23 protein-coding genes and 1 riboswitch are annotated in these 24,033 nt (G+C 68.3%); of the genes, 17 read left to right on the top strand and 6 right to left on the bottom strand.

The window, feature by feature from the left end; genetic code table 11:
• The first annotated feature begins 39 nt into the window (after positions 1 to 39).
• From C7T96_RS19600 to C7T96_RS19560, 9 genes are all read left to right on the top strand, one after another.
• A complete protein-coding gene (locus C7T96_RS19600; RefSeq protein WP_106573037.1) occupies positions 40 to 381 on the top strand; it encodes a LapA family protein in 342 nt (113 codons plus the stop codon).
• Between the two features lie 80 nt (positions 382 to 461).
• A complete protein-coding gene (locus tag C7T96_RS19595; protein WP_106572950.1) occupies positions 462 to 1,427 on the top strand; it encodes an ornithine cyclodeaminase family protein in 966 nt (321 codons plus the stop codon).
• Between the two features lie 208 nt (positions 1,428 to 1,635).
• Positions 1,636 to 2,574: a class I SAM-dependent rRNA methyltransferase gene (locus tag C7T96_RS19590; RefSeq protein WP_238719925.1), complete on the top strand. Its 939-nt coding sequence runs from the start codon at positions 1,636 to 1,638 to the stop codon at positions 2,572 to 2,574.
• Positions 2,571 to 3,428 (top strand): RNA methyltransferase, encoded by an 858-nt coding sequence (locus tag C7T96_RS19585; RefSeq protein WP_106572948.1) that lies wholly within the window; start codon positions 2,571 to 2,573, stop codon positions 3,426 to 3,428. Before C7T96_RS19590 ends, C7T96_RS19585 begins: the two co-directional genes overlap by 4 nt.
• A complete protein-coding gene (gene lspA, locus C7T96_RS19580) occupies positions 3,425 to 3,904 on the top strand; it encodes a signal peptidase II (protein ID WP_106572947.1) in 480 nt (159 codons plus the stop codon). The genes C7T96_RS19585 and lspA overlap by 4 nt, the downstream gene beginning before the upstream one ends.
• A 60-nt stretch (positions 3,905 to 3,964) precedes the next feature.
• Positions 3,965 to 4,960: an MDR family oxidoreductase gene (locus C7T96_RS19575; RefSeq protein ID WP_106572946.1), complete on the top strand. Its 996-nt coding sequence runs from the start codon at positions 3,965 to 3,967 to the stop codon at positions 4,958 to 4,960.
• Between the two features lie 196 nt (positions 4,961 to 5,156).
• Positions 5,157 to 7,445 (top strand): response regulator, encoded by a 2,289-nt coding sequence (locus C7T96_RS19570; protein ID WP_106572945.1) that lies wholly within the window; start codon positions 5,157 to 5,159, stop codon positions 7,443 to 7,445.
• Between the two features lie 116 nt (positions 7,446 to 7,561).
• A complete protein-coding gene (locus C7T96_RS19565; protein WP_238719919.1) occupies positions 7,562 to 8,398 on the top strand; it encodes a GNAT family N-acetyltransferase in 837 nt (278 codons plus the stop codon).
• 164 nt (positions 8,399 to 8,562) lie between these two features.
• Positions 8,563 to 9,336, top strand: coding sequence for an MBL fold metallo-hydrolase (locus C7T96_RS19560; protein ID WP_106572943.1), 774 nt, complete (start codon positions 8,563 to 8,565; stop codon positions 9,334 to 9,336).
• Between the two features lie 10 nt (positions 9,337 to 9,346).
• Here the strand turns inward: C7T96_RS19560 and C7T96_RS19555 are convergent, their stop codons facing one another.
• From C7T96_RS19555 to C7T96_RS19535, 5 genes are all read right to left on the bottom strand, one after another.
• Complete coding sequence (locus tag C7T96_RS19555) at positions 9,347 to 10,543, bottom strand: endonuclease/exonuclease/phosphatase family protein (protein WP_106572942.1); 1,197 nt, start codon at positions 10,541 to 10,543, stop codon at positions 9,347 to 9,349.
• A gap of 90 nt (positions 10,544 to 10,633) precedes the next feature.
• Positions 10,634 to 11,092, bottom strand: coding sequence for a cupin domain-containing protein (locus tag C7T96_RS19550; RefSeq protein WP_238719918.1), 459 nt, complete (start codon positions 11,090 to 11,092; stop codon positions 10,634 to 10,636).
• A gap of 41 nt (positions 11,093 to 11,133) precedes the next feature.
• Positions 11,134 to 11,919 (bottom strand): alpha/beta fold hydrolase, encoded by a 786-nt coding sequence (locus tag C7T96_RS19545; protein ID WP_106572941.1) that lies wholly within the window; start codon positions 11,917 to 11,919, stop codon positions 11,134 to 11,136.
• A gap of 20 nt (positions 11,920 to 11,939) precedes the next feature.
• Positions 11,940 to 12,506: an NAD(P)H-dependent oxidoreductase gene (locus C7T96_RS19540; RefSeq protein WP_106572940.1), complete on the bottom strand. Its 567-nt coding sequence runs from the start codon at positions 12,504 to 12,506 to the stop codon at positions 11,940 to 11,942.
• 56 nt (positions 12,507 to 12,562) lie between these two features.
• Complete coding sequence (locus C7T96_RS19535) at positions 12,563 to 13,762, bottom strand: acyl-CoA dehydrogenase family protein (protein WP_106572939.1); 1,200 nt, start codon at positions 13,760 to 13,762, stop codon at positions 12,563 to 12,565.
• Positions 13,763 to 14,061: 299 nt separating this feature from the next.
• Here C7T96_RS19535 and C7T96_RS19530 point away from each other — a divergent pair, with 299 nt between their 5' ends.
• Positions 14,062 to 14,814 carry a LuxR C-terminal-related transcriptional regulator gene (locus C7T96_RS19530; RefSeq protein WP_245414186.1) on the top strand — a complete coding sequence of 251 codons (753 nt, stop codon included), beginning with the start codon at positions 14,062 to 14,064 and terminating at the stop codon, positions 14,812 to 14,814.
• Positions 14,815 to 14,915: 101 nt separating this feature from the next.
• Here the strand turns inward: C7T96_RS19530 and C7T96_RS19525 are convergent, their stop codons facing one another.
• Positions 14,916 to 15,359 carry a YtoQ family protein gene (locus C7T96_RS19525; RefSeq protein WP_106572938.1) on the bottom strand — a complete coding sequence of 148 codons (444 nt, stop codon included), beginning with the start codon at positions 15,357 to 15,359 and terminating at the stop codon, positions 14,916 to 14,918.
• 199 nt (positions 15,360 to 15,558) lie between these two features.
• Here C7T96_RS19525 and C7T96_RS19520 point away from each other — a divergent pair, with 199 nt between their 5' ends.
• From C7T96_RS19520 to C7T96_RS19490, 7 genes are all read left to right on the top strand, one after another.
• A complete protein-coding gene (locus C7T96_RS19520; RefSeq protein ID WP_106572937.1) occupies positions 15,559 to 16,464 on the top strand; it encodes a helix-turn-helix domain-containing protein in 906 nt (301 codons plus the stop codon).
• A gap of 51 nt (positions 16,465 to 16,515) precedes the next feature.
• Entirely contained in the window at positions 16,516 to 17,910 is a 1,395-nt protein-coding gene (locus tag C7T96_RS19515) for an amidase family protein (RefSeq protein WP_106572936.1), read from the top strand.
• Positions 17,911 to 17,981: 71 nt separating this feature from the next.
• A riboswitch (cobalamin riboswitch) is annotated at positions 17,982 to 18,185 on the top strand.
• A gap of 193 nt (positions 18,186 to 18,378) precedes the next feature.
• Positions 18,379 to 20,319 carry a TonB-dependent receptor gene (locus C7T96_RS19510; protein ID WP_158264423.1) on the top strand — a complete coding sequence of 647 codons (1,941 nt, stop codon included), beginning with the start codon at positions 18,379 to 18,381 and terminating at the stop codon, positions 20,317 to 20,319.
• A 5-nt stretch (positions 20,320 to 20,324) separates the two neighbouring features.
• Positions 20,325 to 21,194: an ABC transporter substrate-binding protein gene (locus tag C7T96_RS19505; RefSeq protein ID WP_106572934.1), complete on the top strand. Its 870-nt coding sequence runs from the start codon at positions 20,325 to 20,327 to the stop codon at positions 21,192 to 21,194.
• Positions 21,187 to 22,188 carry an iron ABC transporter permease gene (locus C7T96_RS19500; protein ID WP_106572933.1) on the top strand — a complete coding sequence of 334 codons (1,002 nt, stop codon included), beginning with the start codon at positions 21,187 to 21,189 and terminating at the stop codon, positions 22,186 to 22,188. Before C7T96_RS19505 ends, C7T96_RS19500 begins: the two co-directional genes overlap by 8 nt.
• Positions 22,185 to 22,991: an ABC transporter ATP-binding protein gene (locus tag C7T96_RS19495; protein ID WP_106572932.1), complete on the top strand. Its 807-nt coding sequence runs from the start codon at positions 22,185 to 22,187 to the stop codon at positions 22,989 to 22,991. The genes C7T96_RS19500 and C7T96_RS19495 overlap by 4 nt, the downstream gene beginning before the upstream one ends.
• Entirely contained in the window at positions 22,988 to 24,019 is a 1,032-nt protein-coding gene (locus C7T96_RS19490) for a hypothetical protein (RefSeq protein WP_106572931.1), read from the top strand. Before C7T96_RS19495 ends, C7T96_RS19490 begins: the two co-directional genes overlap by 4 nt.
• The last annotated feature ends 14 nt before the right edge of the window (positions 24,020 to 24,033 follow it).

The following is a 24,033-nucleotide window of genomic DNA, read 5'->3' as shown; positions in this document are numbered from 1 at the left end:
GGCGGCCATGGGGTCCGTGGACGGATAATCGGAGTGAAGATGCTGAACCGCGTCGTGCTCATTGTTGTGGTGGTACCGGTGGCCGTGGCGCTGATCGCGCTCGCCGTGGCCAATCGCGCGCCGGTCGCCTTCACGCTCGATCCTTTCAATCCCGGCAATCCGGCGCTGACGACGGCCCTGCCGCTGTTCGTGCTGCTGTTTGTGGCGCTGGTCTGCGGCATGATCATCGGCAGCCTGGCGACCTGGCTGCGCCAGGGGCGCTATCGGCGCGAGGCGCGCGCCAAGGGCAAGGAAGTGCAAAACCTGCTGCGCCAGACCAGCCAGGCCGCGCCGGCACCCGCCGGGGAAGCAGGCGCCGGCGTGCCGGCCGCGCGCACCTGACGCCGGATGCGGCGTCGCGGCGGGTTCTCCCGTCGGGATTTCGGGTTTTCACGGATCGCTGTGAGGAGGAGCGCGGCGTGATGCGCATGATCGATCGCGACCAGGTTGACCGTTCGCTGACCTTTGCCGGGCTGGTGGAGGCCTTGCGGACGCGTTTTCGCGACGGCGCGGTGCAGCCGGTGCGTCACCACCACACGGTCGAGCGGCCGGACGGCGCCGCCTCCACCCTGCTGCTGATGCCGGCCTGGGGCGATTTCGAAAAGGCGGGCACCTCCGACGGCGGATATATCGGGGTCAAGATCGTCACCGTCACCCCGGACAACAACGCGGTCGGCCTGCCGGCGGTGAACGGGCTCTACCTGCTGCTCGACGGCAAGACCGGCGAGCCGCGCGCGCTGATCGACGGCCAGCGCCTCACGCAATGGCGCACCGCTTGCGCCTCGGCCCTGGCGGCAAGCTATCTCGCGCGCGCCGATGCCGCGCGCCTGCTCGTGCTGGGCGCCGGCGCGCTGTGCCCGTTTCTTGTCCAGGCACATGCCGCCGTGCGTCCGATCACCGAAATCAGGATCTGGAACCGCACGGCCGAAAACGCCGAAAAGGCGGCGGCGGGACTGCGCGATCTCGGCTTTGCCGCAACGGTCGCCGGCGATCTCGACACCGCGCTCGGCTGGGCCGACATCGTTTCGGCGGCGACGATCTCGACCGAACCGCTGATACAAGGCGCCGCGTTGCGGCCCGGCGTCCATGTCGATCTCGTCGGCGGCTTCACGCCGACCATGCGTGAGGCCGACGACGAGGCGGTTCGCCGCGCGCGGGTCTATGTCGACACCCGCGCCGGCGCCACCAAGGAGGCCGGCGACATCGTCCAGCCGCTGCAGTCGGGCGTCTTGACGCCGGACCACATCCTTGCCGATCTCTACGAACTGGCGCGCGGCGAGCGGGCCGGCAGGCGCGGCGGCGACGAGATCACGCTGTTCAAGTCGGTCGGCGCCGCTCTGGAGGACCTGGCCGCGGGCGTCGCCGTCTACGAGGCGACGGCGCGCTAGACGTGCGGGGCCGTTAGAGACGCCGCGTTGCGCGCCGGTCGACGCTGTGCCAAAAGCCGGCGATGTTCAAAGGAACCGACAGGCCGTGAAACCGTCCCGCGACAAGCGCCGCGCCGCGCGGCCGTCCGCTGCCGGCAATCGGCCGCCGCGACGCCCGGCAGCGCCGCAGAAGGCCGCGTCCGGCCGGGACCGGAACCGCCCGGACGCCATCGGGCCGGGCTCGGCGCCGACGGCGCGTCCCGACGGTCCCCTGCCGGCGCAGACGGTGCCGCTGATCCTCGAGGTCGGCCCGAACGAAGACTATGCGCTGCTCGACAGCGGCGACGGCGAAAAGCTCGAGCAATACGGCCCCTATCGCATCCGCAGGCCGGAGGGGCAGGCGATCTGGGCGCGCGCCCTGCCGGCAGCCGAGTGGGAGGCGGCCGACGCCGTCTTCACCGGCGACACCGACGAGGAGGGCATGGGACGCTGGCGCTTTCCCGCCGCCGCGCTCGGCGAAACCTGGCCGATGCGCCATGACGGCATCGACTATCTCGGCCGCTTCACCTCCTTCCGCCATGTCGGCGTCTTTCCCGAACAGGCGTCGCACTGGGCCGACATGGAAACCCGCATCAAGGCGGCCAACCGTCCGGTCAGGGTGCTCAACCTGTTCGGTTATACTGGACTTGCCTCGCTGGTGGCCGCGCGCGCCGGCGCCGAGGTCACCCATGTCGACGCGTCCAAGAAAGCCATCACCTGGGCGCGCGAGAATCAGGAAGTCGCCCGCCTCGCCGACCGGCCGATCCGCTGGATCTGCGAGGACGCGGCCAAGTTCGTCGAGCGCGAGGTCCGGCGCGGCAAGCGCTACGACATCATCCTGCTCGACCCGCCCGCCTATGGGCGCGGCCCGAAGGGCGAGGTCTGGCAGCTTTTCGAACATCTGCCGTCGATGGTCGCCAATTGCCGCGCCATCCTGTCCGACAAGCCGATCGCGCTCGTGCTCACCGCCTATTCGATCCGCGCCTCGTTCTTCGCCATCCACGCATTGATGCGCGACGCCTGCGCCGGGCTCGGCGGCAGGGTCGAATCGGGCGAACTCGTGATCCGCGAAAAGGCGGCCGGGCGCGCGCTGTCGACCTCGCTTTTCTCCCGCTGGGTGCGCGCATGACGCCGCCCTTGCAAACCGGCCGCCGCGTCGGCCAGGTCAAGGAAGTGACCAGCCTCGCCAATCCGGCGGTCAAGGACATCCGCGCCCTGTCGATGAAGAAGCATCGCGACCAGCAGGGCGCGTTCCTGGCCGAAGGGTTGAAGCTGGTCATCGACGCCCTCGATCTCGGCTGGCGGCTCGACACGCTTCTGTTTTCCAAATCCGCGCTGGGCAACGCCCTGGTCGAAAAGACCGCCGCGCGCGTCGTGGCCGCCGGCGGCCTCGTCTTGGAAGTCAACGACAAGGTGATGGCGGCGATCTCGCGGCGCGACAATCCGCAGGCCGTGGCCGGCGTGTTCGCGCAGCGTTGGATGCCGCTCGCCGACATCGCGCCCGCCGGCGACGATGTCTGGGTCGCGCTCGACCGGGTTCGCGATCCGGGCAATCTCGGCACCATCATCCGCACCGTCGACGCGGTCGGCGCCCGCGGCGTCATCCTGGTCGGCGAGTGCACAGATCCCTTCGCCACGGAAACGGTGCGCGCGACCATGGGGTCGATCTTCGCCGTGCCGGTGGCGCGGGCCTCGGCCGATGCGTTCCTGGCCTGGCGGGCGGGTTTTTCGGGACTTGTCGCCGGCACTCATCTCGAGGGCGCGGTCGACTATCGCAGCCTCGACTATGCCGGCCGGCCGGTCGTGCTTGTGATGGGCAACGAGCAGCAGGGCCTGCCCGACAGCCTGGCGTCGGCCTGCGACCGGTTGCTGCGCATTCCTCAGGCCGGCCGCGCCGATTCGCTCAATCTCGCCGTCGCCACCGGCGTCATGCTTTACGAAATCAGGCGCTCGGCCCTTGCTTTGGACGGACCATCGGCATGATGCGATTGGGTTATCTGGCGATCGTGGTGGGCGGGGTCGTGCTCGATCAATGGATCAAGCGCCTGGTGGAAAGCGGCATGGCGCTCTACGAGCGGATCGAGTTGCTGCCTTTTCTGGCGCTTTTTCACACGCGCAATTTCGGCATCGCCTTTTCGTTGTTTGCGGATCTCGGCGACACCGCCCTGGTGGTCGTGACCTCGGCGGTGATCCTGTTCGTGCTGTGGCTTGCCGCGCGCAGCGACGCCGATCAGCTCGCCGCCCGGTTCGGTTTCGCCCTGATCGTCGCCGGCGCGCTCGGCAATCTGATCGATCGCGTCTGGCTCGGTTACGTGGTCGATTACGTGCTGTTTCACACGCCGGTCTGGTCGTTCGCCGTGTTCAACCTCGCCGACGTGATGATCACGCTCGGCGCCGGGCTCGTCATCCTGCAGGAAATCCTGCTGTGGCGGCGACAGCGGCGCTCCGGCGACAGTTGACCTGGCCGTGCCGAGCCAGCACAGTCGGCTCAGTCGTGCAACCAGACCGTGGGGAGCCCTATGTCCGAAACCTTCCGAGCCATCCTCGTCTCGCGCAACGACGACAAAACCCAAACCGTGCGCGTCGAGGAGATGTCCGAGGCGGATCTGATGGAAGGCGACGTGACGGTCGCCGTCGAGGCGACGACGGTGAACTACAAGGACGGTCTCGCCATCACCGGCAAGGCGCCGGTGATCCGCCGCTTTCCGCTGATCCCGGGGATCGACTTCGCCGGCACGGTGCTGTCGTCCGGCCACGCCCGCTGGAAGGAGGGCGACAAGGTCGTCCTCAATGGCTGGGGCGTGGGCGAGACCCATTACGGCGCCTTCGCCGGGCGGGCCCGCGTCAGCGGCGACTGGCTGGTGCCGCTGCCCGAGACGATGTCTCCGCTCGATGCCATGGCGATCGGCACGGCCGGCTATACCGCCATGTTGTGCGTCATGGCGCTGGAGCGTCACGGCATTTCTCCCGATCGCGGCCCGGTCGTCGTCACCGGCGCGGCCGGCGGCGTCGGGTCGGTCGCGGTGTCGATCCTGTCCCGGCTGGGCTATCACGTCGTCGCCTCGACCGGGCGGACCAGCGAGGCGGACTATCTGAAGGGATTGGGCGCGGCCGAGATCCTCGATCGCGCCGAGCTCTCCGGCCCGGCCCGGCCGCTCGGCAAGGAACGCTGGGCCGGCGGCGTCGATGCGGTCGGCAGCCACACGCTGGCCAACGTCCTGTCGATGACGTCCTACGGCGGCGCGGTCGCGGCGTGCGGCCTCGCCCAGGGCATGGACCTGCCGTCGAGCGTCGCGCCCTTCATTCTGCGGGGCGTTTCGCTGCTTGGCATCGATTCGGTGATGGCGCCGCTCGCCCTGCGCGAGGAGGCCTGGCACAGGCTGTCGGAGGACCTCGACCGCAACAAGCTCGCGGCGCTGTCGACCACGATCGGCTTCGACGGCATCATCGAGGCGGCGCGGGCGATCGTGGACGGTGGCATTCGCGGCCGGGTCGTGGTCGACATGAGCGCCTAAGGCCGATCCGTTTTTTCACGGATTCGCAGATCGGCTCCACCTTATTGTTTTGACGCGTTTGCGAACGGCGAACCGGCTGCCGGTTCGCCTGCAAACGCCGCAAGCGTTTGGCGGGGCGGGAAAATCCTCTCGTTTCGCTAAAATTTTAGCGGGTAGCCAAAATCTTCCCTAATCAGTGTCGGGCTAGGGTCCGGCGATGGACGCACGGAAGATTTTTTCCCGGAAGGCTAATCCGTCACGGCGCATCGCGGCCGCCGTGCCGCAGCGGCTCGAGCGCGCGTCGTCGATGGTTTCCCGCGCGCATGACCGCCATGTTCTGGGCAGTCTGGCCATTATCGTCGCCGTGCTGGTGTTGGCCGGGGTGGCCTTGCTGTCCGGCGCGCCGCAATTGCTGAGTGCCGGCCTTGTCGCCACCGGCCTTGCCGGGCTCGCCGTTCTCGGTCGCATGATCGCGCAGGACCGGCGGGTCGAGGCGCTGGCGCGCTCGGATGCCGAACGCACCCGTGCGGAGATCGAGGAACTCGCCGACCGCATGTGGGAGCTGCGCGAAAGCGAGGAGCGCTTCCGCGGGCTGATCGACGCGCTCGGCGATATCGTCGTGCACCGGGACCGGGAGGGCCGGATCGTCTATGCCAACCGCGTCTTCGCCGGGATTTTCGGCCGCGAGCCACGCGATTTGTGCGGCCGCACGCTGGACGAGCTCGGCGTCGATGTCGGCATGGTGTCCGATGCCGCCTTCGCCGACGGCGAATATCTCAGCTCCGCCGACGTGCCGATCGAGACGCCGGAGGGGCTGCGCTGGTTTTCCTGGATCGAGCTGTCGGTGCGCGACGAGGAAACCGGCACCGTGTCGCATCGCACCATCGCGCGCGACATCACCGCGCGCAAGCGCGCCGAGACCGCGCTGATCGCCGCGCGCGAACGCGCCGAGTTCGCAAGCCAGGCCAAGTCGCGCTTCCTGGCCACGGTCAGCCATGAGATCCGCACGCCGATGAACGGCATCATGGGCATGGCCAAGCTGATCGCCGATACCGACCTGTCGCCGGAGCAGCGCACCTATGTCGGCGCCATCTCGACCTCGGCCAACGCGCTGTTGGCGCTGATCGAGGATCTGCTCGACTTTTCCAAGATCGAGGCCGGCCGGCTCGAACTCGAGCCGCAGCAAATATCGCCGCACGAACTGGTCGAAAACGTCGTGGAGCTGATGGCCGCGCGCGCCTTCGCCAAGACCATCGGGCTGGGGTGCCATATCGCGCAGGGCGTGCCGGCGGCCATCGAGGCCGACCCCGGACGCCTGCGGCAGATTCTGCTCAACCTGATCGGCAATGCCGTCAAGTTCACACAGGAAGGCGGTGTCCTGGTTCGCGTCGACATCAGCGGCGACGGCGAGGCGCCGGCCTTGCGCTTTTCGGTGATCGACAGCGGCCCCGGCCTGACGACGGCCGAGATCGGCCGGATCTTCCGCGAGTTCGAGCAGGTCGACGGCACGCCGACGCGCAAGCATGGCGGCGCCGGGCTTGGCCTGGCGATCTCAAAACGCATCGTCGACGCCATGGGCGGGCGCATCGTGGTCGAAAGCGAGGTCGGCAAGGGCTCGGAATTCTCCTTCGACCTGCCGTTGCCGGCCGACACCGTGTTCGCGCCCGACAACCCGGCCGTCCTGCACGGCAAGTCGATCCTGATCGTGTCGGCGAACGCGGTCGAGGCCGACGCCATGCTGGCGACGGCGAGCGCCCATGGCGGCAGCACCGCGGTGGCGCGCAGCCCGTCCGACGCGGAAAAACTGATTCGCACCCGCAAGCAGCCCTTCGAGATCGTTTTGATCGATGCCGCCTTCGAATCGGGCGACGGCGCGACCCTGGCGCGGCTTCGCGACGTCTCCGACCGCGCGCTCGAAGGGGTGATCCTGATCGCGCCGGGCGACCGGGGGCGCCTGTTCCAATACCGCTCGGTCGGCTATTCGACCTTCCTGGCACGGCCGGTACGCGGGCGCACATTGCTGCGCATCCTCACCCACGGCGCCGGCGACGCGCCGGCTCACGGCACCGTTCATCGCCTCGAAGTCAAGCGCCGCAAGCCGTCTGCCAAGAGCGCCTCGAGCCTGCAGGTTCTGATCGCCGAGGACAACGAGATCAACGCGCTGATGGCCCGTTCGGTGCTCGAAAAGGCCGGCCATGTCGTGCATCACGTCCGTGACGGCAAGGCCGCCGTGGAAGCCGTGCGCAGCGCGCGCGGCCTCCGTCCCTTCGATATCGTGCTGATGGACCTGCACATGCCGGTCATGGACGGGCTCGACGCCATCGCCCTGATTCGCAAGCACGAGGAAGAAAAGGGGCTGACGGCTGTGCCGATCATGGTGCTGTCGGCCGACAGCCAGGAAAAGACCCGTCACGACGTGCTGTCGCACGGCGCCAACGGTTTCGTGACCAAGCCGCTCGACCCGCACGAACTGGTGGAGGCCGTGCGCCATCAGGTTGCCGCCTGAGGCTATGCTTGCGGCGAGTCGGCTGTCATCCTATTGTAGTCATGGCTTCGTATCTGCGCGAGCAGTCTCGCGACGAGGGAGAATCGACCATGCCGATGCGCGCGATCGGGAAGGACATGCCTTCACCAGCCGCCCGCGGCTTGGAGACGGTCGCGGCGCCGGGCGAGGTGCTGGGCCGAATCGGCACGCTCGACGTGCGCCTTGCCCGCGACGAGACCGAAATCGCGGCGGCGCAGGAGGTGCGCTACCGGGTTTTTTATGACGAACTCGGCGCCCGCGGCGACCTGCAGCAGCAGCGCGACGCGGATCATTTCGATTCGATCTGCGATCATCTGCTCGTCTTCGACACCACGCTGCCCGGCCCCGATCCGCGTCGCATCGTCGGCACTTACCGGCTGTTGCGCCAGGAAATCGCGGCCTCTGCCGGCGGGTTCTATTCCACCGACGAATTCGAGCTCGAATCGCTGGTTGCCCGGCATTCCGAGCGCCGTTTCCTCGAACTGGGGCGCTCCTGCGTGCTGCCGGACTATCGCTCCAAGCGCACGGTCGAGCTCCTGTGGCAGGGCATCTGGGCCTATTGCCGGCGCCATCGCATCGACGTGATGACGGGGTGCGCGTCCTTCCCGGGCGTCTTTCCGGCCGCCCATGCGCGGGCTCTTTCGTATCTCGCCCATAATTTCCGTGCCGAAGGCGCCTGGTGCGTGCGCGCCGTGCCGGCGCGCTATCAGACGATGGACCTGATGCCGGCCGAGGCGATCGACACCCGCACCGCGATGGCCGAGCTGCCGCCGCTGATCAAGGGATATTTGCGGGTAGGCGCCCGGTTCGGCGAGGGCTGCGTGGTGGATGCCGATTTCCGTACCACCGACGTGTTCGTGGTCCTGCCCGTCGAGTGGATCGCCGGCCGCTACATCAATTATTACGGCGCCGACGCCCAGCGTTTCGCGGCCTGACCCGTCGCAATCGCGGCGAGGCCGCGACGGCGGCCTACGCAGCGGCCGCATGTCCGGATTGCGCGCATCGCTCACATTATCGTCAATTGCGACCGACGCCGAATGTGGGAGAGTCCCTCTCACTAGCGTGCATGCAAAAGCTTCTCCAGCGAACGGAGGCAGGAATGATCTTCACACGACGCGATACACTCAAGTTCGGCGCGGCAGGCCTTGTCGGGCTCGGCGCGACCACATTGGTGCCGTTCCACGCCCGTGCCCAGGACGGCGGCGACAGCTACGAAACCGACAGCGGAAAAATCACCGTCCACCCGATCGCCCACGCGTCCTTCGTCATGACCGTGCCGGGCCTGGTGATCTACAACGACCCGGTCGGCGGGGCCGAGGCCTATCAGGGCCGGCCGGCGCCCGACCTGATCCTGATCACCCACGAGCACGGCGACCACTACAATGTCGAGACGTTGGCGGCACTGGTCGCAGACGGCACCCGGCTGATCACCAATCCGGCCGTGTTCGACATGTTGCCCGACGATCTCAAGGCCAGGGCCACCGCGATCGGCAACGGCCAGAGCACCGATGTCGGCACGCTCACGGTCGACGCCATTCCGGCCTACAACACCACCGAGGAGCGGCTGAAATACCATCCCAAGGGCCGCGACAACGGGTATGTGCTGACCGTCGACGGCCGCCGCATCTATATCGCCGGCGACACCGAGGACATTCCCGAAATGCGGGCGCTGGAAGAAATCCACATCGCCTTCGTGCCGATGAACCTGCCCTTCACGATGGATGTCGATCAGGCGAGCTCGGCCGTTGCCGAATTCGAGCCGGCCTATGTCTATCCGTACCATTACAAGGGCAGCGATCCGCAGGCCTTCGCCGACAAGGTCGCGGATGCGGGTGTTGACACCGAAATCGTGCAGGGACCCTGGTACGGCTGATCCGCCGCCGTCAGGTCTCCCAGTCGCCGCCGATCGGCTTTTCGTCGCGTGCGCGGGCGGCCCCGACGAGGTCGCGGGCGCGTGCGACGTCGTCGCCATCGGCCGGCTCAAGTCGGCTTTCCGTCTCCGGCTGCGAACACAGCACCAGATCGAAGGCGACCGGGAAGTGGTCGGACCCGCACGGCGCCAGCCGTCGCATGCCGGCGAGCCGGAACTGGGCGGAATGGAACAGATGGTCGAGAGGCCAGCGCAGCAGCGGGATGCGGGCGTCGAAGGTGGAGAAGACGGACCGGCCGATGCGCGGATCGAGCAGGCGGCTGACCCGGCGAAACCGGCGGGTGGTCTTCGACCAGGCAACGTCGTTGAGGTCGCCGGTGACGATCACCGGCAATGTCTCCTCCCGCACCCTGAGCGCGACCAGCGCGGTTTCCCCGTCGCGCCCCGTGGTGCCGCGGTGCGGCACCGGCGGTTCGGGATGGAGGGCATAGAGCCGGAAACGCCGGCCAGCCTTCGTTCGGACCGTCGCCACCACCGAGGGTACGTCCTCGGTCAGCAGGCATTCGACCACAATCTCGGTAAGTTCCAGCCGGCTTGCCACGATCATGCCGTAGCTGTTGTCTTGCGGGCGCGACACAACATGTCGATAGCGGCCGGTAAGCGGCGACAGGGCGGCCGCCCACCCCTCGTCCACTTCCATCAGCACCAGGATGTCGGGATCGGCGCGCTCCAGCTCGGCCAGCATGGCCTGGCGTTGCCGGTTCGACATCTTGACGTTGGCGGCGACGAGACGCAAAGCGTCGCCGTCGTGCCTGTGCGGGTCGAAGCCGGCGGATTGTTTGCGCGCCAGCGGCGTGAACGCCGCGATCAGCGCGGCCTGAACGGCGGCGATCGCCGCCAGCAAGGTCAAAATCCCGAGCCAGATTGCCGTCCGGTCGGCGAAGAACGGCGCGGCCGCGATCAGCGCGAGCGCCAGGGCGAGATATTGCTGGCGCGGAAAGTCGCCGACGCGCACAAGCCCGTGCGCGACCGGCAGGAATGGAAGCACCGTGCCGGCGAAAAGCATCGTCGCAAGCACGCTGTAGATCGCGAGCACCATGGTCGCCTCGTGCCCTCCCGCGCCAGAGCCGGCATCTTGCGCGGTCCGCGCGCCGCTGCCAAGCCTGATGGCAACGGTGCCGGCGCCGATCCGTTCCCGCTTTTTTGCCACGGCCCCAAAACCGGGATCGGTGCCGGGTCGGCGGCGCGGCCTCGAGCCGGCCGCGCGCCGATTTTCCCGGTGGGAGCGCCCGCGGGGACGTTAGCCGGCCGGCGGCGGCAGGAAGTCGACCTCGTGCTCGGCGGCGATGCGCACCACCTCGGCCGGATCGGGAACGTTGTGGATGCGCGCGAACAGCTCCTGCAGGGACCGCCGCGGCGTCACCCAGAACAGGCTGGTGGCGGTCTCGTCGCCCTTGTTGAAAATGCCGTGCGCGATGCCCCTGGGCATGCGCACGAGATCGCCGGGCCGAGCCTGCTCTTCCTTGCCGTCGAGCCAGATCGTATAGACGCCGCCAAGCACGTAGACGAATTCGTCCTGCGTCGGGTGCACGTGCGGCGGCACGAAGGTTCCGGACGGAAACACGGCATGCCAGGCCATCGAATCCGCCGCGGTCTGCTTAAGCGTGTAGGTCTGTCCGAGAATGCTCCACACCAGGCCGTCGGTGGCCTCGTCCTTGGTGGTGATGCCGGCGGGCATGGTGTCGGTGGGAAAGCTCATGTGCTGCTTGCTCCGCTGTGTGTCGTGATTCTGGAAAAGGCTCAGTCGCCCAGGAAATCGGTGACGACCCGCGCCGCTTCGGGGGTTTCCTCGAAAACCAGATGGCCGGTCTCGGCGACCAGGTGCGTTCGGGCGTCGGGCAGCCGGTCGGCCCAGCTTTGCGCCTGCGCCGTCGGGCGCAGCCGGTCCTCGGCGCCCCACAGCAACAGGACCGGCATGGTCAGGCGGTGCAGCCAGCGCGACAGCAACGGATTGCCCTGGATATCGTCGCCGACAATCCGCTGCGCCGCGCCCATCTCGCGTCCCAGCGCCGCCTCGAACGCCGGGTCCGGCCCGGCCGGCAGATATGGCAGGATCCGCGCCGGATCATGGGCGAGATAGGCCGGCATTTCCTGCGGATCCAGCGCAAACAGGTTCGGGGCCGGCGCTTGCGGGTCGACCAGTCCCGCCGGCGCCACCAGAACCAGTCTGGAAACGCGCGCGGGCTGGCGCAGGGCGAGCTCGGCCGCGATCCAGCCGCCGAGCGAAAAGCCGACCAGATCGACCGCTCCGAGCCCGAGGCGGTCGAACAGGTCGAGATAGTGCAGCACGTAGTCCTCGATGCCGTCATAGTCGGGACTGTCGCCCGACAGTCCGAAATTCGGATGGAACGGGATGATCACCCGATGCGAGGCGGCCCATTGCCTGGCCATCTCGAAGCCGGTGAAGGTGCCGGTTCCGTGCAGGAAGACCAGCGGCGGACCGTCGCCGATCTCCAGCAATTCGGTCCGGATGCCGTTGATCGTCTGGCTCGTGCGGGCAAAACCCTGCAAATGGGTGTCTTTCATGGCGGCTGGTTTTCCTGTTGTCATGCGGCCGAAGCCCTGCGGTGGTCGAATTGCCTGGCGAACTGCTCGGCGGCGATGCCGATCCGCGTCGTCAGCGGCACCGGCAGCGGGCGACCGGGCTCGAGTTCGGCCGCGCAGGCATAGACGGCGGTCGGCACGGTACGGGCCTCGAAGAAGCCGAACAGCGGGCGAAGCTGATGCTCCACCATCAGCGAATGGCGCATGCCGCCGCCAACCGCCGTCAAGAGCACCGGCCGGTCGCGCAACGCACCCGGCGCGACCATGTCGAAGACGTGTTTGAACAGGCCCGGGAAGGAGCCCTGGAAGACCGGGCAGCCGATGATGATGCCGTCGGCGGCCTGCAACTCGGCCAGGAGCGCGCGGGCGCGAGGCCCCATCGCCTCGGGCCGGGTCGAGCACAGATCGGGCACCGCGTCGACCAGGTCGTGGACGACCGGGTGCAAGCCGTGCGCGCGCCGCAATTCGCCGCCGACGGCCTCGACCAGCGCGTAGGCGCGGGCCGGACGCCAGGTCGTGCCGCAAAAGCCGACGATTCGCGGGGCGCGCTGGGCGGGCTCGGCATTCATCGGCCTTCTCCCGGCAAACGTCTCTCGGCCATGCGGCGGGCGATCGAGGTCGGGCGTCATCCCTTGATGCCGAAGACGGTCCACTCGGCGTTCTCGCCGGTTAAGCCGAGCAAGGCGCGCCCGCATTCCTCGACGATCTGGTCGGCCATCAGAATATGTTGGGTGCCGGCGTGGATGTCGCGATAGACGCGCTGCATCGGGGTGGCGTGCAGGGAGGCGCCGCGCGCGGCGCGGTGGGCGAAAGTGGCGACGTCGGAGATCACGTCGTGCAGGTGGCGCAGGCACAATTTGGCCATCGTCACCGCTTCCAGCGGCTGGGCTTCGCCTTTCATGGCGCGCGCGTCGATGGCGAGCCATGTCTCGTAGGCCAGCGCGCGTGCGGCGCGGTAGCGCGCCTCTGCCTGCGCGAATTGGAACCGGAAGCTCGGGCTGTCGGCCGATTTGCCGAACGGATCGGTGCGCTCGACGATCACCTTGGCCAGTTCGTCGAGGACGCGCCGGCCGACGCCGAGCGCCCAGCTCGTATGGCCGAAGGCGCTGAGCCCGGCCAGGCCCAGACCGCATTGCGGGCCGCCGCGCAGCGGTACCGTGTCGTCGAAACGGTAGGTCATGGTGGCGGGCACGAACAGCTCCTCCTGTCCGTCCGGCAAGGTGTAGTCGTAGCTGCCGGTGGCGCGCAGGCCGAGCACGTCCCAATTGCCGAGCAGCTTGATCGTGTCGCGGGGATGGTGGGTGATGATGATCTTCGGGCCATCCTCGCCCATCACCATGTTGCCCTCCTGGTCGGTGATGAAGCAGCCCGTGTGGATCCATTCGGCGTGATGGATGCCGCTGCCATAGGCCCAGCGGCCGCGGATCATGTATCCGCCGTCCACCGGCCGCGCGAAACCGCGCGGCACGCCGTTGCCGGCGATCGTGATGTCCGGCCCGTTGGCGAACACGGTGGCGATGCCTTCGTCGGCGATGAAGGCCGCCATCATCATGCCTTCCATGTTGTTGACCATCGTGCACCAGCCGACCGAGGCGTGGGCGTGGGACAGGCGTTCGACGACGCGCATCATCTCGACCAGCGTCGCGTCGCCGCCGCCGACGGCGGCGGGATACATCATCGTGTAGAGCCCGGAGCTGCGCATCGCGGCCACGACGTCGTCGGTCAGGTGTCCCTGCGCCTCGGCCGCGCCGGCGCGTTCCTCCACGAGCGGCAGGATCTCGTCGACGCGTTCGAGATATTCACGTTGCTTGGGGTGGACGTTCATCGATCTGCGCTCCCTGTGGACTGCGTAACGCGGAGACCCGATCGTCGCCGCGCGATTGGCGTCGGGATGGTCCGGCGGATCGCTCTAGACGCGGTCGGCTCGGCGCCCGATGTGGCAACCATGCTGGCGGCCTGCTCAAGGCGACAACCCCCGCGCCCGGGGGGGTAGGTGCCGGCGCCGCGACGCGATATGATCCCGTGTTCGACTGGTCGAAGCCTGCGCGCGACCGGCCGCAGGAGAGGCGGTTCGGGCGATCGGATCGGATCGGAGGGGAGGTCGATGTCGGGAGGACGGGAGGAATGCATGCTCCGCGCGTAACGGAGGCGGTGCTGGCCGACTGCGTGGCCTCGATCGCCTGCAGCGGCTCCATGAGCGAACTCGGGCTTGCCTGCCAGCGCGCCGTCAGCCGGCTCGTCGGCACGCCGACGCTCGGGTTCTACCTGCTCGACGGCTCGATGCCGGTGCTGAAATACAGCCACCAAGTCGATCCGGGCATGCTCGACGATTATACCGACCGGCTGGGCGCCAACGATCCGCTGATCGAGAGCCTGCATCAACGGCCCGTGGCGACCACCGGCATGTCGATCTACGGCGACCGCGACTGGCGCCACAGCGAGATGTTCAGGCTGCTTCGGCGCTGGGGTTACGACGGCAATCTCTGCGGCCCGCTATGTCTCGACGGCGCGCTGGCGGGGATCCTCTATACGGCCGGTCTCGGTCACGGCGGCCGCTCCGACGAACTCGTTCGCGCGCGCATGGACATCATCTGCCGCGCGAGTTCGATGGCGCTGGACCGGATCGCCGAAAGCGGGTTCGTCGCGCACGCGCCGTCGGGCGGCTGTGCCGAAGCCGCCCTGCCGCCCCGTTCGGCCGAGGTGGCGCGCCTGGTGCGCCTGGGACGCAGCAACAAGGAGATCGCGCGCGCCATGGCGATCTCCGAAAACACGGTGAAGGAGCACGTGGCCAATCTCCGCCACCGTTTCGGCGTCCGCAACCGGACCGAACTGGCTGCGCGGCTTTCGGCTCAGGCCGGCCGCGCCGCGTCCGCCTGAGGCGTCGTGCCGTTTGCCGTCCCGCCCGCGCGTGCCGGTTCTACCCTATTGTTCGACGCAGTTGAAACGGCGGGCCGGCGGCCACTTCGCCTGCAAACGCCTTATAGGGCGCCGGTGATCAGGTAGCGCAGCGCGCGCGCCACTTCGTCGGGGGTCCGCGCGACCGCGTTGGCGGCGGCGTCGACCTCCTTCAGCGCGTGGTCGAATTCGGGCGGGTGCAGCACGATGAACGGTTTGCCGAGCGCTGCCGCATAGCCGGCGTCGAAGGCCGCGTTCCATTGCCGGTATTTTTCGCCGAAACACACCACCAGCACGTCGGCGCGCTCGATGCCGGTGCGGATGCGCACGGCGTTGAGCAGCGCCCCCTTGCGGTCGTGCCAGAACTTGTCGCTTTCGGCGCCGAAGATCTCCACGCCGCAATCGTCGGAGGCGCTGTGGTCGGTCACGGGGCCGTACCAGTCGATGTCGAGCCCTTCGCAGGCCGACACGATCGTCTCGCGCCAGTCGGTATGGATTTCACCGGACAGATAGACATTGAGCTGCATGGGGAAACTCCCGTTCGGTTTCGCTGGATGATGCGCGCGTGTGGCGAACGGCTACCACGAACCGACCATGTTCGGCAGCATGCGGTCTCGAAAATTTTCCCGCTGCGTTCGGCGAACGGCTGTCACACATGCCGACGCCGGGCCCGGCGCGGAAAGCTGCGGGCTTTGATCACCGACGATTTTTCCGTAATGACGGGCAATGTCAGCCCCATCCGACACTGCCGCACGCAACGCCACCAAAATCGCCCGCGCCTGCGCTGTCATCGAGCGCGATCTGAGCGCCCGCCACCGGATCGCCGACCTTGCCCGGGATAGCGGCATGGCCGAGCATCATTTCCAGCGCCGCTTCGCGGCGGCCACGGGCGAAACGGTTGCCGGCTATCTCCGAAGCAGGCGGCTCGAACGCGCGGCGATCGCGCTTTCGCAAACCGACGCGCGCATTCTCGACATCGCACTCGATTGCGGGTTCGAGACCCACGCGGCGCTGACGCGTGCCTTCAAGGCGCATTTCGGCATCACGCCCGATGCCTTTCGCCGGGATGGGCTCGATCCGGCCCTGTGCGGCGCGCCGCCGCGGCCTTTCCTGAGACCTGTCGAGGCCCAATCGTTTGCCTTGGCCTGCGATCTGATGGAACTGCCGGGGCAATGGCTGTGCTGGCGGCGGGCGACCGGCATGATCGACGGGCGCTACTTCCCCGACCTGGCTTCGACACAAGCCGCGTTCGACGATCTGGCGCGCGTCTTGGGCAAGGACGAGGCGGCTTTCGCCGCCGGTTATGCCCAGGGTCCCGCCGCTTTCGAGGATCAGAGCGCCGTCGCCCATTTCGGTGCGCTTTTCGACACCGAGCGCGGCCTGGCCTGGGCGGAGGGGCGGACGCGGATAGAGGCCGGGCTCTACGCAATCTTTCCCCATCGCGGCCCGCTGAACACGCTGCACCTGACATGGCATCGCGCCGCGCGCGTCGGCCTGGGCCGGTTGAACCTGAGGCTGCGGCCCGGATGGATGGTGGAAACCTATCTGACGTCGCGGATCGAGGCGCCGGGCGCAGCGCTGAGTGCGCTTATCCACCTTCCGGTCCACAAAAGCACGATCGGGAAAGCCTAGGCCGGTCGGCGGGACTTATCCAACGGGGCGAACGCAGCGTTGGGGAAGACCATGACCATCGACATACCCGAAATCCTGACCCGTCCTTTGCGCGAGACCGTCGCCGGGCTCGCAAACGAAGCGACGCGCGAAGCCCTCTATGGCGCCTTGCGCGCCCGACGCGAAGACGTCGAACCGGTCGTCAACGCGTTCGAGGCCCGTCGCGAACAGTCGCCCCGCACGGCGAAAGGGCCGCTGAACGGCCTGCCCGTCACGGTCAAGGACCAGATCGCGGCCGGGGGGTGGCCGCGGACATTCGGGCTCGAGCGTCCCAGCCGGCGCGCGGACCGGGCGAGCGCGACGATCGTGGCCAGGCTGGTCGAGCTGGGCGCGGAGGTGACCGGCAAGACCGCGTTGCCGCCCAACGCGCTCGACTTCCAGACGTTCAACCGACGGCGCGGCCGCACCAACAACCCGCACGATCCCCGCTTCACCGCCGGCGGCAGCTCGGGCGGCGGCGCGGCGGCGGTGGCGAGCGGCATGAGCCTTCTCGATATCGGCGCCGATCTTGCCGGCTCGCTGCGCCTGCCGGCGGCATGGTGCGGCGTGACCTCGCTTACCCCGACGGAGGACGCCTGGCCTGCTGACGGCATGTTGCCCGGCGGGCAGCGCCTGCAACACTTCGCGCGGATAGGGCCGATCGCGCGGCGGGTCGACGATCTCGCCTTTCTCTGGGACTGTCTTGCCGGAGCCGAAGCCGGAAAAGAAACGTCGGGATCGTACCGGATCGGCCTGTGGACGCCGGATGGGCCCGCGCCGATGGAGGCAGCGGCCCGCGCGGTCTGGGACGGGTTTTCCACCCGGCTCGCCGCCACGGGCATCGCCGTCGAGACCGACCCGATGCGTCTCCTGTTTAAACCCGAGAGCTACAGGCTTTTCGGCGAGATCATGGGCTACGAGACCGGTGCGCTGATCCCAGCGCCGATTCGCTGGCTGCTACGGCGTGACCGGAGCCCGGCGCGGCGCTCGCCAGGTTTCCTCGCCCACGTTCATGCCGGATATCGCAGGGACGGTGCGCGCCATGCCGACAATCTGGCGCGCATGGCCGCAGCGCGGCGCGAGGCCGCCGCGCGTTTTGACGGCCTCGACGCGCTGGCTTTGCCGGTCACCGGCTTGTGCGCGTTCCGGCACCTCGCCCCGAGCTCGGACAGGGCCGGGGTGCGCGACTACGCACAGCGCTTCGACACCGCCGCCGGTCCGCTCTTCTATTTCGACGCGCTGACCCGTTTCACCGTCCCGGTTACCTTGCTGGGATGGCCGGTGGTCACCCTGCCGATCGGGCGCGATGCGAACGGAATTCCGCTCGGCGTCCAGGTTGTCGGCAAGCCGGGCAGGGAGCGGGTGCTGCTCGATCTCTGCGCCACGATCGAGACGCGCCTCCCGGCCTATTCGGGCACGGAACGATGAGCGAGAACTTTCCGATGGACCACGCCGGAGTTCTCCGCGTATGCGCTTGACAAGCTTTTGCTGATATCTCTAGGGTCGCGCTCGGATCTGGTTCCGCCCTCGGGTGGATGAAAAGGGAACACGGTGAGGTCGCATGCCGGCCAAATCCGTGGCTGCCCCCGCAACTGTAACCGTTGAGCCCGCTTCCATGATGCCACTGGCCGTTCGCGGCCGGGAAGGCGGAGCCGGGCGACGAGACGGAAGTCAGGAGACCTGCCAGGACCGGTCACCCATGCCAGGACACGGGGTGTGTTCAGGCGCGGCCGTCCGTTGCGGTGACATTCGATGAAGTGTTGCCGCAGCCGGGAACGGCCGAGGGGTGAGAACGTCTATGTCTGCCAATCTGCCCCTGACCGATCTCCGCCTGCGGTTTTGTCATGCCGCGCAACGCCCTGTCGGGTTGCGCGACCAGCCGCAAGAGGGGCAGCTATGCACAGAAAACATATCCTAGCGGGCGCGTTGGCGCTTGCCGGTGTGACGACCGCGCAGGCCGAGGACACGGGCGACGCCGATACCGAAATCACCAAGCTCGACCGGTTGTTGATCAGCGAGGGGCGCACGCCGGTGGAGGCTGAAAAGTCCGGCCGCGCGCACACGGTGATCCCGGGCGAGACCTTGCAGCAGAACCGGGTGCGCTATGTCGCCGACGCCCTGCGCATGGTGCCGGGCGTGGCCGTGTCGCGCACCGGCGCCTATGGCGGCCTGACGCAGCTGCGCATGCGCGGCGCGGAAGGCAACCACGTGCTGGTGATGATCGACGGCATCGAAATGAACGAGACCTCCTCGGGCGAGTTCGATTTCGGCAGCCTTCTGGTCGACGACATCGAGCGCATCGAGGTGCTGCGCGGCCCGCAAAGCGCGTTTTGGGGCTCCAACGCCACCGCCGGCGTGATCAACATCATCACCAAGCGCGGCGAGCGCAACGGATTTTCGACCTCGATCCGCTCCGAGGCCGGCACAGACGGCACCTGGCTCGGCGGCCTGTCGATGCGCGGCGGCGGCGAGAACTACGACGTGGCGCTGTCGGGCCTGTTGCGCAACACAGGCGGTTTCAACGTCTCCGACTACGGGACCGAACGCGACGGCGACCGCAACGCCACGATGAACGGTCGTTTCACGGTCGACCTGACGCCCGCGCTCAGCGTCGACGGCACGCTGCGTTACGTGGACCGCAAGAGCGACCTCGACGCGCAGGATTATGGCTGGGGCAGCCCGACCTACGGCCAGGTGCTCGACACGGACGACCAGGTCGCGAGCCGCGAACTGTTCGGCTCGCTCGGCGCGACCCATGTCGCCTTCGACGGCGCGCTGACCCAGCGGCTGCGCTTTACCGGCAGCGATACGTTCCGCGAAAACTTTGCCGGCGGGGCGCTGACTTCGTCCAATTCCGGTGCTCGCTATAACGGTCTTTACCAGGCGACGTGGGAATTCGACACGCCGAGCCTGCTGGAGGCCCGCCACCGTCTCACCGGCGGATATGAGTGGGAGCGGGAAACCTTCCTGCCGTCGCACCTGACGAACAAGCTTGCCCGCAACACCAATTCCTTCGTGGGCGAATATCGCGGCGAGTTCCTCGATCAGGTCTCCCTGAACGCCGCGCTGCGGCGCGACGACAACGACGCCTTCAGCGACGTCACCACCTACAGCCTCAGCGCTGCCTGGCGCATTCCCGGCACCGACACCCGCCTGCACGCCTCGCTGGGCACCGGGGTCACCAACCCGACCTTCTTCGAGCAGTTCGGGTATCTGCCGACCCAGTTCGTCGGCAATCCGGGCCTGTTGCCTGAAGAGAGTTTCGGCTGGGATGTCGGCGTCGAGCAGGGCTTTTTCGGCGGCATGCTGGTCGTCGACCTGACCTATTTCAACCAGGATCTCACCAACGAGATCGCCACCTCCTATGCCGGGCCTTTGCCGACGCCGGTCAATCTCGGCGGCCGCAGCGAGCGCCAGGGCGTCGAGGTCGCCGCGACGGTCGATCTGTTCAACGGGTTCACGGCCACGGCGACCTATACCTATACCGACGCCACCGAGCAGACGGTGGCCGGCGGGCCGCGCCTGGTGGAAGTGCGCCGGCCGAAGCATTCGGGATCGCTGAACACGGCCTATAATTTCTACGACAACCGTGCCCGCGTCTTCGGCGAAGTCGTCTTCAACGGCGAAATGCTCGATCTCGACTTCTCGACCTTTCCATCCTCCCGTGTGAGGCTGAAGCCCTATACGGTGGTCAATGTCGGCGGCAGCTTCCGCTTCAACGAGACAGTCGAGGGGTTCGCCCGCATCGAAAACCTGTTCGACGAGGAGTACGAGGACGTGCTCGGCTACAACACCCAGGGCCTGGTCGCCTTTTTCGGCCTCAAGGGCAGTTTCTGATCGCGATGACGCAACGACGCGTCCTTCGCCGATGGCTCGGGGCGGCGTGCGCCGCCGCCCTGGCGGTCTGCGCGCCGGCGCTGGCGCGCGCCGAAACCGCACCTGCCCGCGTCGTGTCGATGAATCTGTGCACCGACCAGCTCGCCATGCTGATCGCGGACAAGGACCAGCTCCATTCGGTCTCGTATCTGGCCGCCGATCCGGGCGCATCGGTGCTTGCCGCACGCGCTCGCGCCTATGTCGCCAATCACGGCTTGGCGGAGGAAATCTTCCTGATGCGGCCGGATCTGGTAATTGCCGGCACCTACACGACGCGCACAACGGTGGCGTTGCTGCGCCGGCTCGGCTTCCGCGTCGAGGAGTTCGCGCCGGAAACCGGTTTCGACGACGTCCGGCAAAACATTGCCCGCATGGGCGCGATCCTCAACCGGCAGGAGCGGGCGGCCATGCTGCTTGCCGATCTTAACGCCGGGCTTGTCGCGCTGGCCGCATCGCCGGCTCAGGGCTCGGTGGCCGTCTATTCCTCCAACAGCTATACGGTCGGGCCGGGCTCGCTCGCCGACGCCGTCATCGCCGAAACCGGGCTCGACAACATCGCCGCTTCGCTGGGCATCTTCGGAGCCGGTCGGCTGCCGCTGGAAAGCCTGATCGCCGCCGATCCCGACCTGGTCGTGACCGGCGCACGGCGCTTCGACAGTCCCGCGCTCGCCCAGGAAAATTTTCGTCATCCGGCCTTCCGCGCCTTTGCGCACCAGGTCGCGGAGGTCGAAATCCCGGACAAATACTGGCTGTGCGGCGCCCCTTTCACGCTGATTGCCGCTCGCATCCTCAAACAGGCCATGGACGACCGGCAGCGGGCGGCCCGGAATGAGTGAGGTGGCACGCTACCGCCTGTTGCTGGCACTGCTCGGCGGCGCGACAACGGTGTTGTTCGTCCTGTCGCTGACGGTCGGGCCCGCGGCGATCGGTTTTGCCGATTCGCTTGCCGCGCTCGTCTCCGGCGATGGCGGCGCGATCGTTCTGATCATGCGCGAAATACGCCTGCCGCGCGCGCTGCTTGGCCTGATGATCGGCGCCACGCTCGGCCTTTCGGGCGCCGCGCTGCAGGGTTATCTGCGCAATCCGCTGGCAGAGCCGGGGTTGATCGGGGTCAGCGCCTCGGCCTCGCTCGGCGCCGTGCTGGCGATCTATACCGGCCTGTCGGCCGCCTTTCCGCTCGCCCTGCCGCTGTCGGCGCTGGCGGCCGCGGTTGTCGGTGTGCTCGTCGTCCAGGCATTGGCCGGCATGCATGGCGGCACGCTGACCGTCATTCTGGCCGGCGTCGCGGTGTCGAGCTTCGCCGGGGCGATGACCTCGCTGGCGCTCAACCTGTCGCCCAACCCGTTCGCCGCGCTCGAAATCCTGTTCTGGATGCTGGGCTCGCTCACCGACCGCTCCATGGACCATGTCTGGCTGGCCGGCCCGTTCATCCTCCTCGGCTGGGCGATGCTGGCCATGCTCGCCCGCCCGCTCGATACGCTGACGCTGGGCGGCGACGCCGCCACGAGCCTCGGCGTCGACATGCGCCGGGTGCGGTTCCTCGCCGTTTTCGGCACCGCGGCCTGCGTCGGCGCGGCGACGGCGGTGGCCGGCGCGATCGGCTTTGTCGGCCTGGTCGTGCCGCATCTGCTCAGGCCCTTGGTCGGCGCGCGCCCGTCAAGGCTTTTGCCGGCATCGGCACTCGGCGGCGCCTGCGTCTTGCTGGCGGCCGACATCCTGGTGCGGCTGATCGCGCCCGGCCGCGACCTGAAGCTCGGCGTTCTGACGGCGATCGTCGGCGCGCCGTTCTTCCTCTGGCTGATCTGGCGCAGCCGCGGGAGGCTGACATGAGCCTGCTTGCCCTGTCCGGGATCGGTGTCGCGCTTGGCGGCCGCGAGGTTCTCGACGACGTGTCGCTGCGCGTCGGCGAAGGCGAATTCGTCGGACTGATCGGGCCGAACGGTGCCGGCAAGTCGACCCTGCTGCGCGCGGCGCTGGGATTGGTCGCGGCACGCGGCACGGCGGAGATCGGCGGCATGCCGGCGGCGCGGCTGTCGGCGCGGGAGCGCGCCCTGCGCATCGCCTACCTGCCGCAGGAGCGCGAGATCGCCTGGCCGGTCTCGGTCGAGATGCTGGTCGGGCTCGGCCGCGCCCCGCATCGCGGCCCGTTGACCGCTCCGGGGGTGCAGGATCGCGCGGCGGTCGACGCCGCGCTCGCGCGCATGGAGATCGCCGCCTTCCGCCACCGCCAGGCGACGGCGCTGTCGGGCGGCGAAAAGGCCAGGGTGCTGATCGCCCGCGCGCTGGCGCAGGAGGCGCCGCTGCTGCTTGCCGACGAGCCGACCGCCGGCCTCGATCCCGAGCACCAGATCGGCCTGATGCGCCTCTTCGCGGATCTCGCCCGCGAGGGTCGCGGCGTCGTCGCCTCCTTGCACGATCTCGGGCTTGCGGCGCGCTGGTGCACGCGGCTGGTGCTGCTCGACCGTGGCCGCATCGTCGCCGACGGTCCGCCCCGGCAGGTGCTGAGCCCGAAACGCCTGCGGGACATCTATGCCGTCGAAGCCTTTTTCGGCGAGGCGGCCGGCGGTCTCGTCGTGCAGCCGCTGGATCTGACGACACAGAACGCCAAGGACGAAAGGACGGTGCTCCGGTGAACGATCTTGAAAATCTGTTGCGACGCGCCCTGGCCGACTGGCAGTGCGGCTGGAGCATGGGCACTTTCGGCGCCATCGCCGAATTTCATCACGACGACGGCGAGACGACGGTCGTGGACGATCCCGCCACCCTGACGCGCGCCACCGCCCGCGGCGGCATCGCGCTCGACCGTGCCGCGCTGGCGGCGGTCGTTCCCGTCGCCTACGAGACGCTGAGCCCGAAACGGCATCGCTGGAGCCATGCGCTGGCGCTGTGCCTGCCGCAGACCGCGGCCCGCCGCGCCTGCCGCGCGACGCTCAGCGAACTCGGCCCCGACGACGGCGCCATTCGCGAGGCGGATCGCGGCGCGATCCTGTTCGACATGGGGCTGTCGCTGCCGCAATCGGATTTCTGCATCCGGACCCGAGACGCCGCGCTGCTTGCCGTTTTGCGGTCGTCGCTCGGTCGCTCGCTGCTGGAGCCGGGCAATCCGGCAATGGCGGCGATCCTTTCGGCCCATCCGCATCGCGTCGCCGTCACCGGGATCGGCCGGGTCGAGGTCTACCAGAAGATCGGCGGTCCCGACACGGGCGGCGTGTCGCCGCCGGGGCCGCATACCCACGTTCTGCCCAAGCTTCTCAAGTCGGGCCGCACCCATTCCGCCAACACGCCGATTCCCGACGGGCTGATGCCGCTCGCAGCGCTGCATCCGGGTCATCCGGTGATCGGCCCGTTGGGTGAGGACCGGGCCTTCGACGCCACGCTGGATGCCGGTTTCCAGGCCCTTTTGACGAAGTATGGCCTTCCCGAGGCGGTCGCGGAGAAGAACCGGTTGCTAACCGCCCTGTCGCGCGGCGAAGCGCCCGACGAGTTCACGCCGTCCGAAACCCGCCTCGCGCGCTCGGCCCTGCGGCTCGCCCTGCGCCAGGAGATGCACCGCTGCGGCCATCGCGGCGAGGACGCCCGCCTGCGATTGCTGACGCAATGGCAGGCGCGCTTCGAGCCGGCCGCCGACGACGAGGCCGAGGACGACAGGCCGGGACACTGATGGCGGCCTTGCCC

The sequence above is a fragment of the Nitratireductor sp. StC3 genome (assembly GCF_003015025.1).
GTDB classification, from domain to species: domain Bacteria; phylum Pseudomonadota; class Alphaproteobacteria; order Rhizobiales; family Rhizobiaceae; genus Mangrovimarina; species Mangrovimarina alexandrii.
The sequence above is the reverse complement of the archived record's forward strand: the minus strand, read 5'-3'. Positions and strand labels throughout refer to the sequence as shown.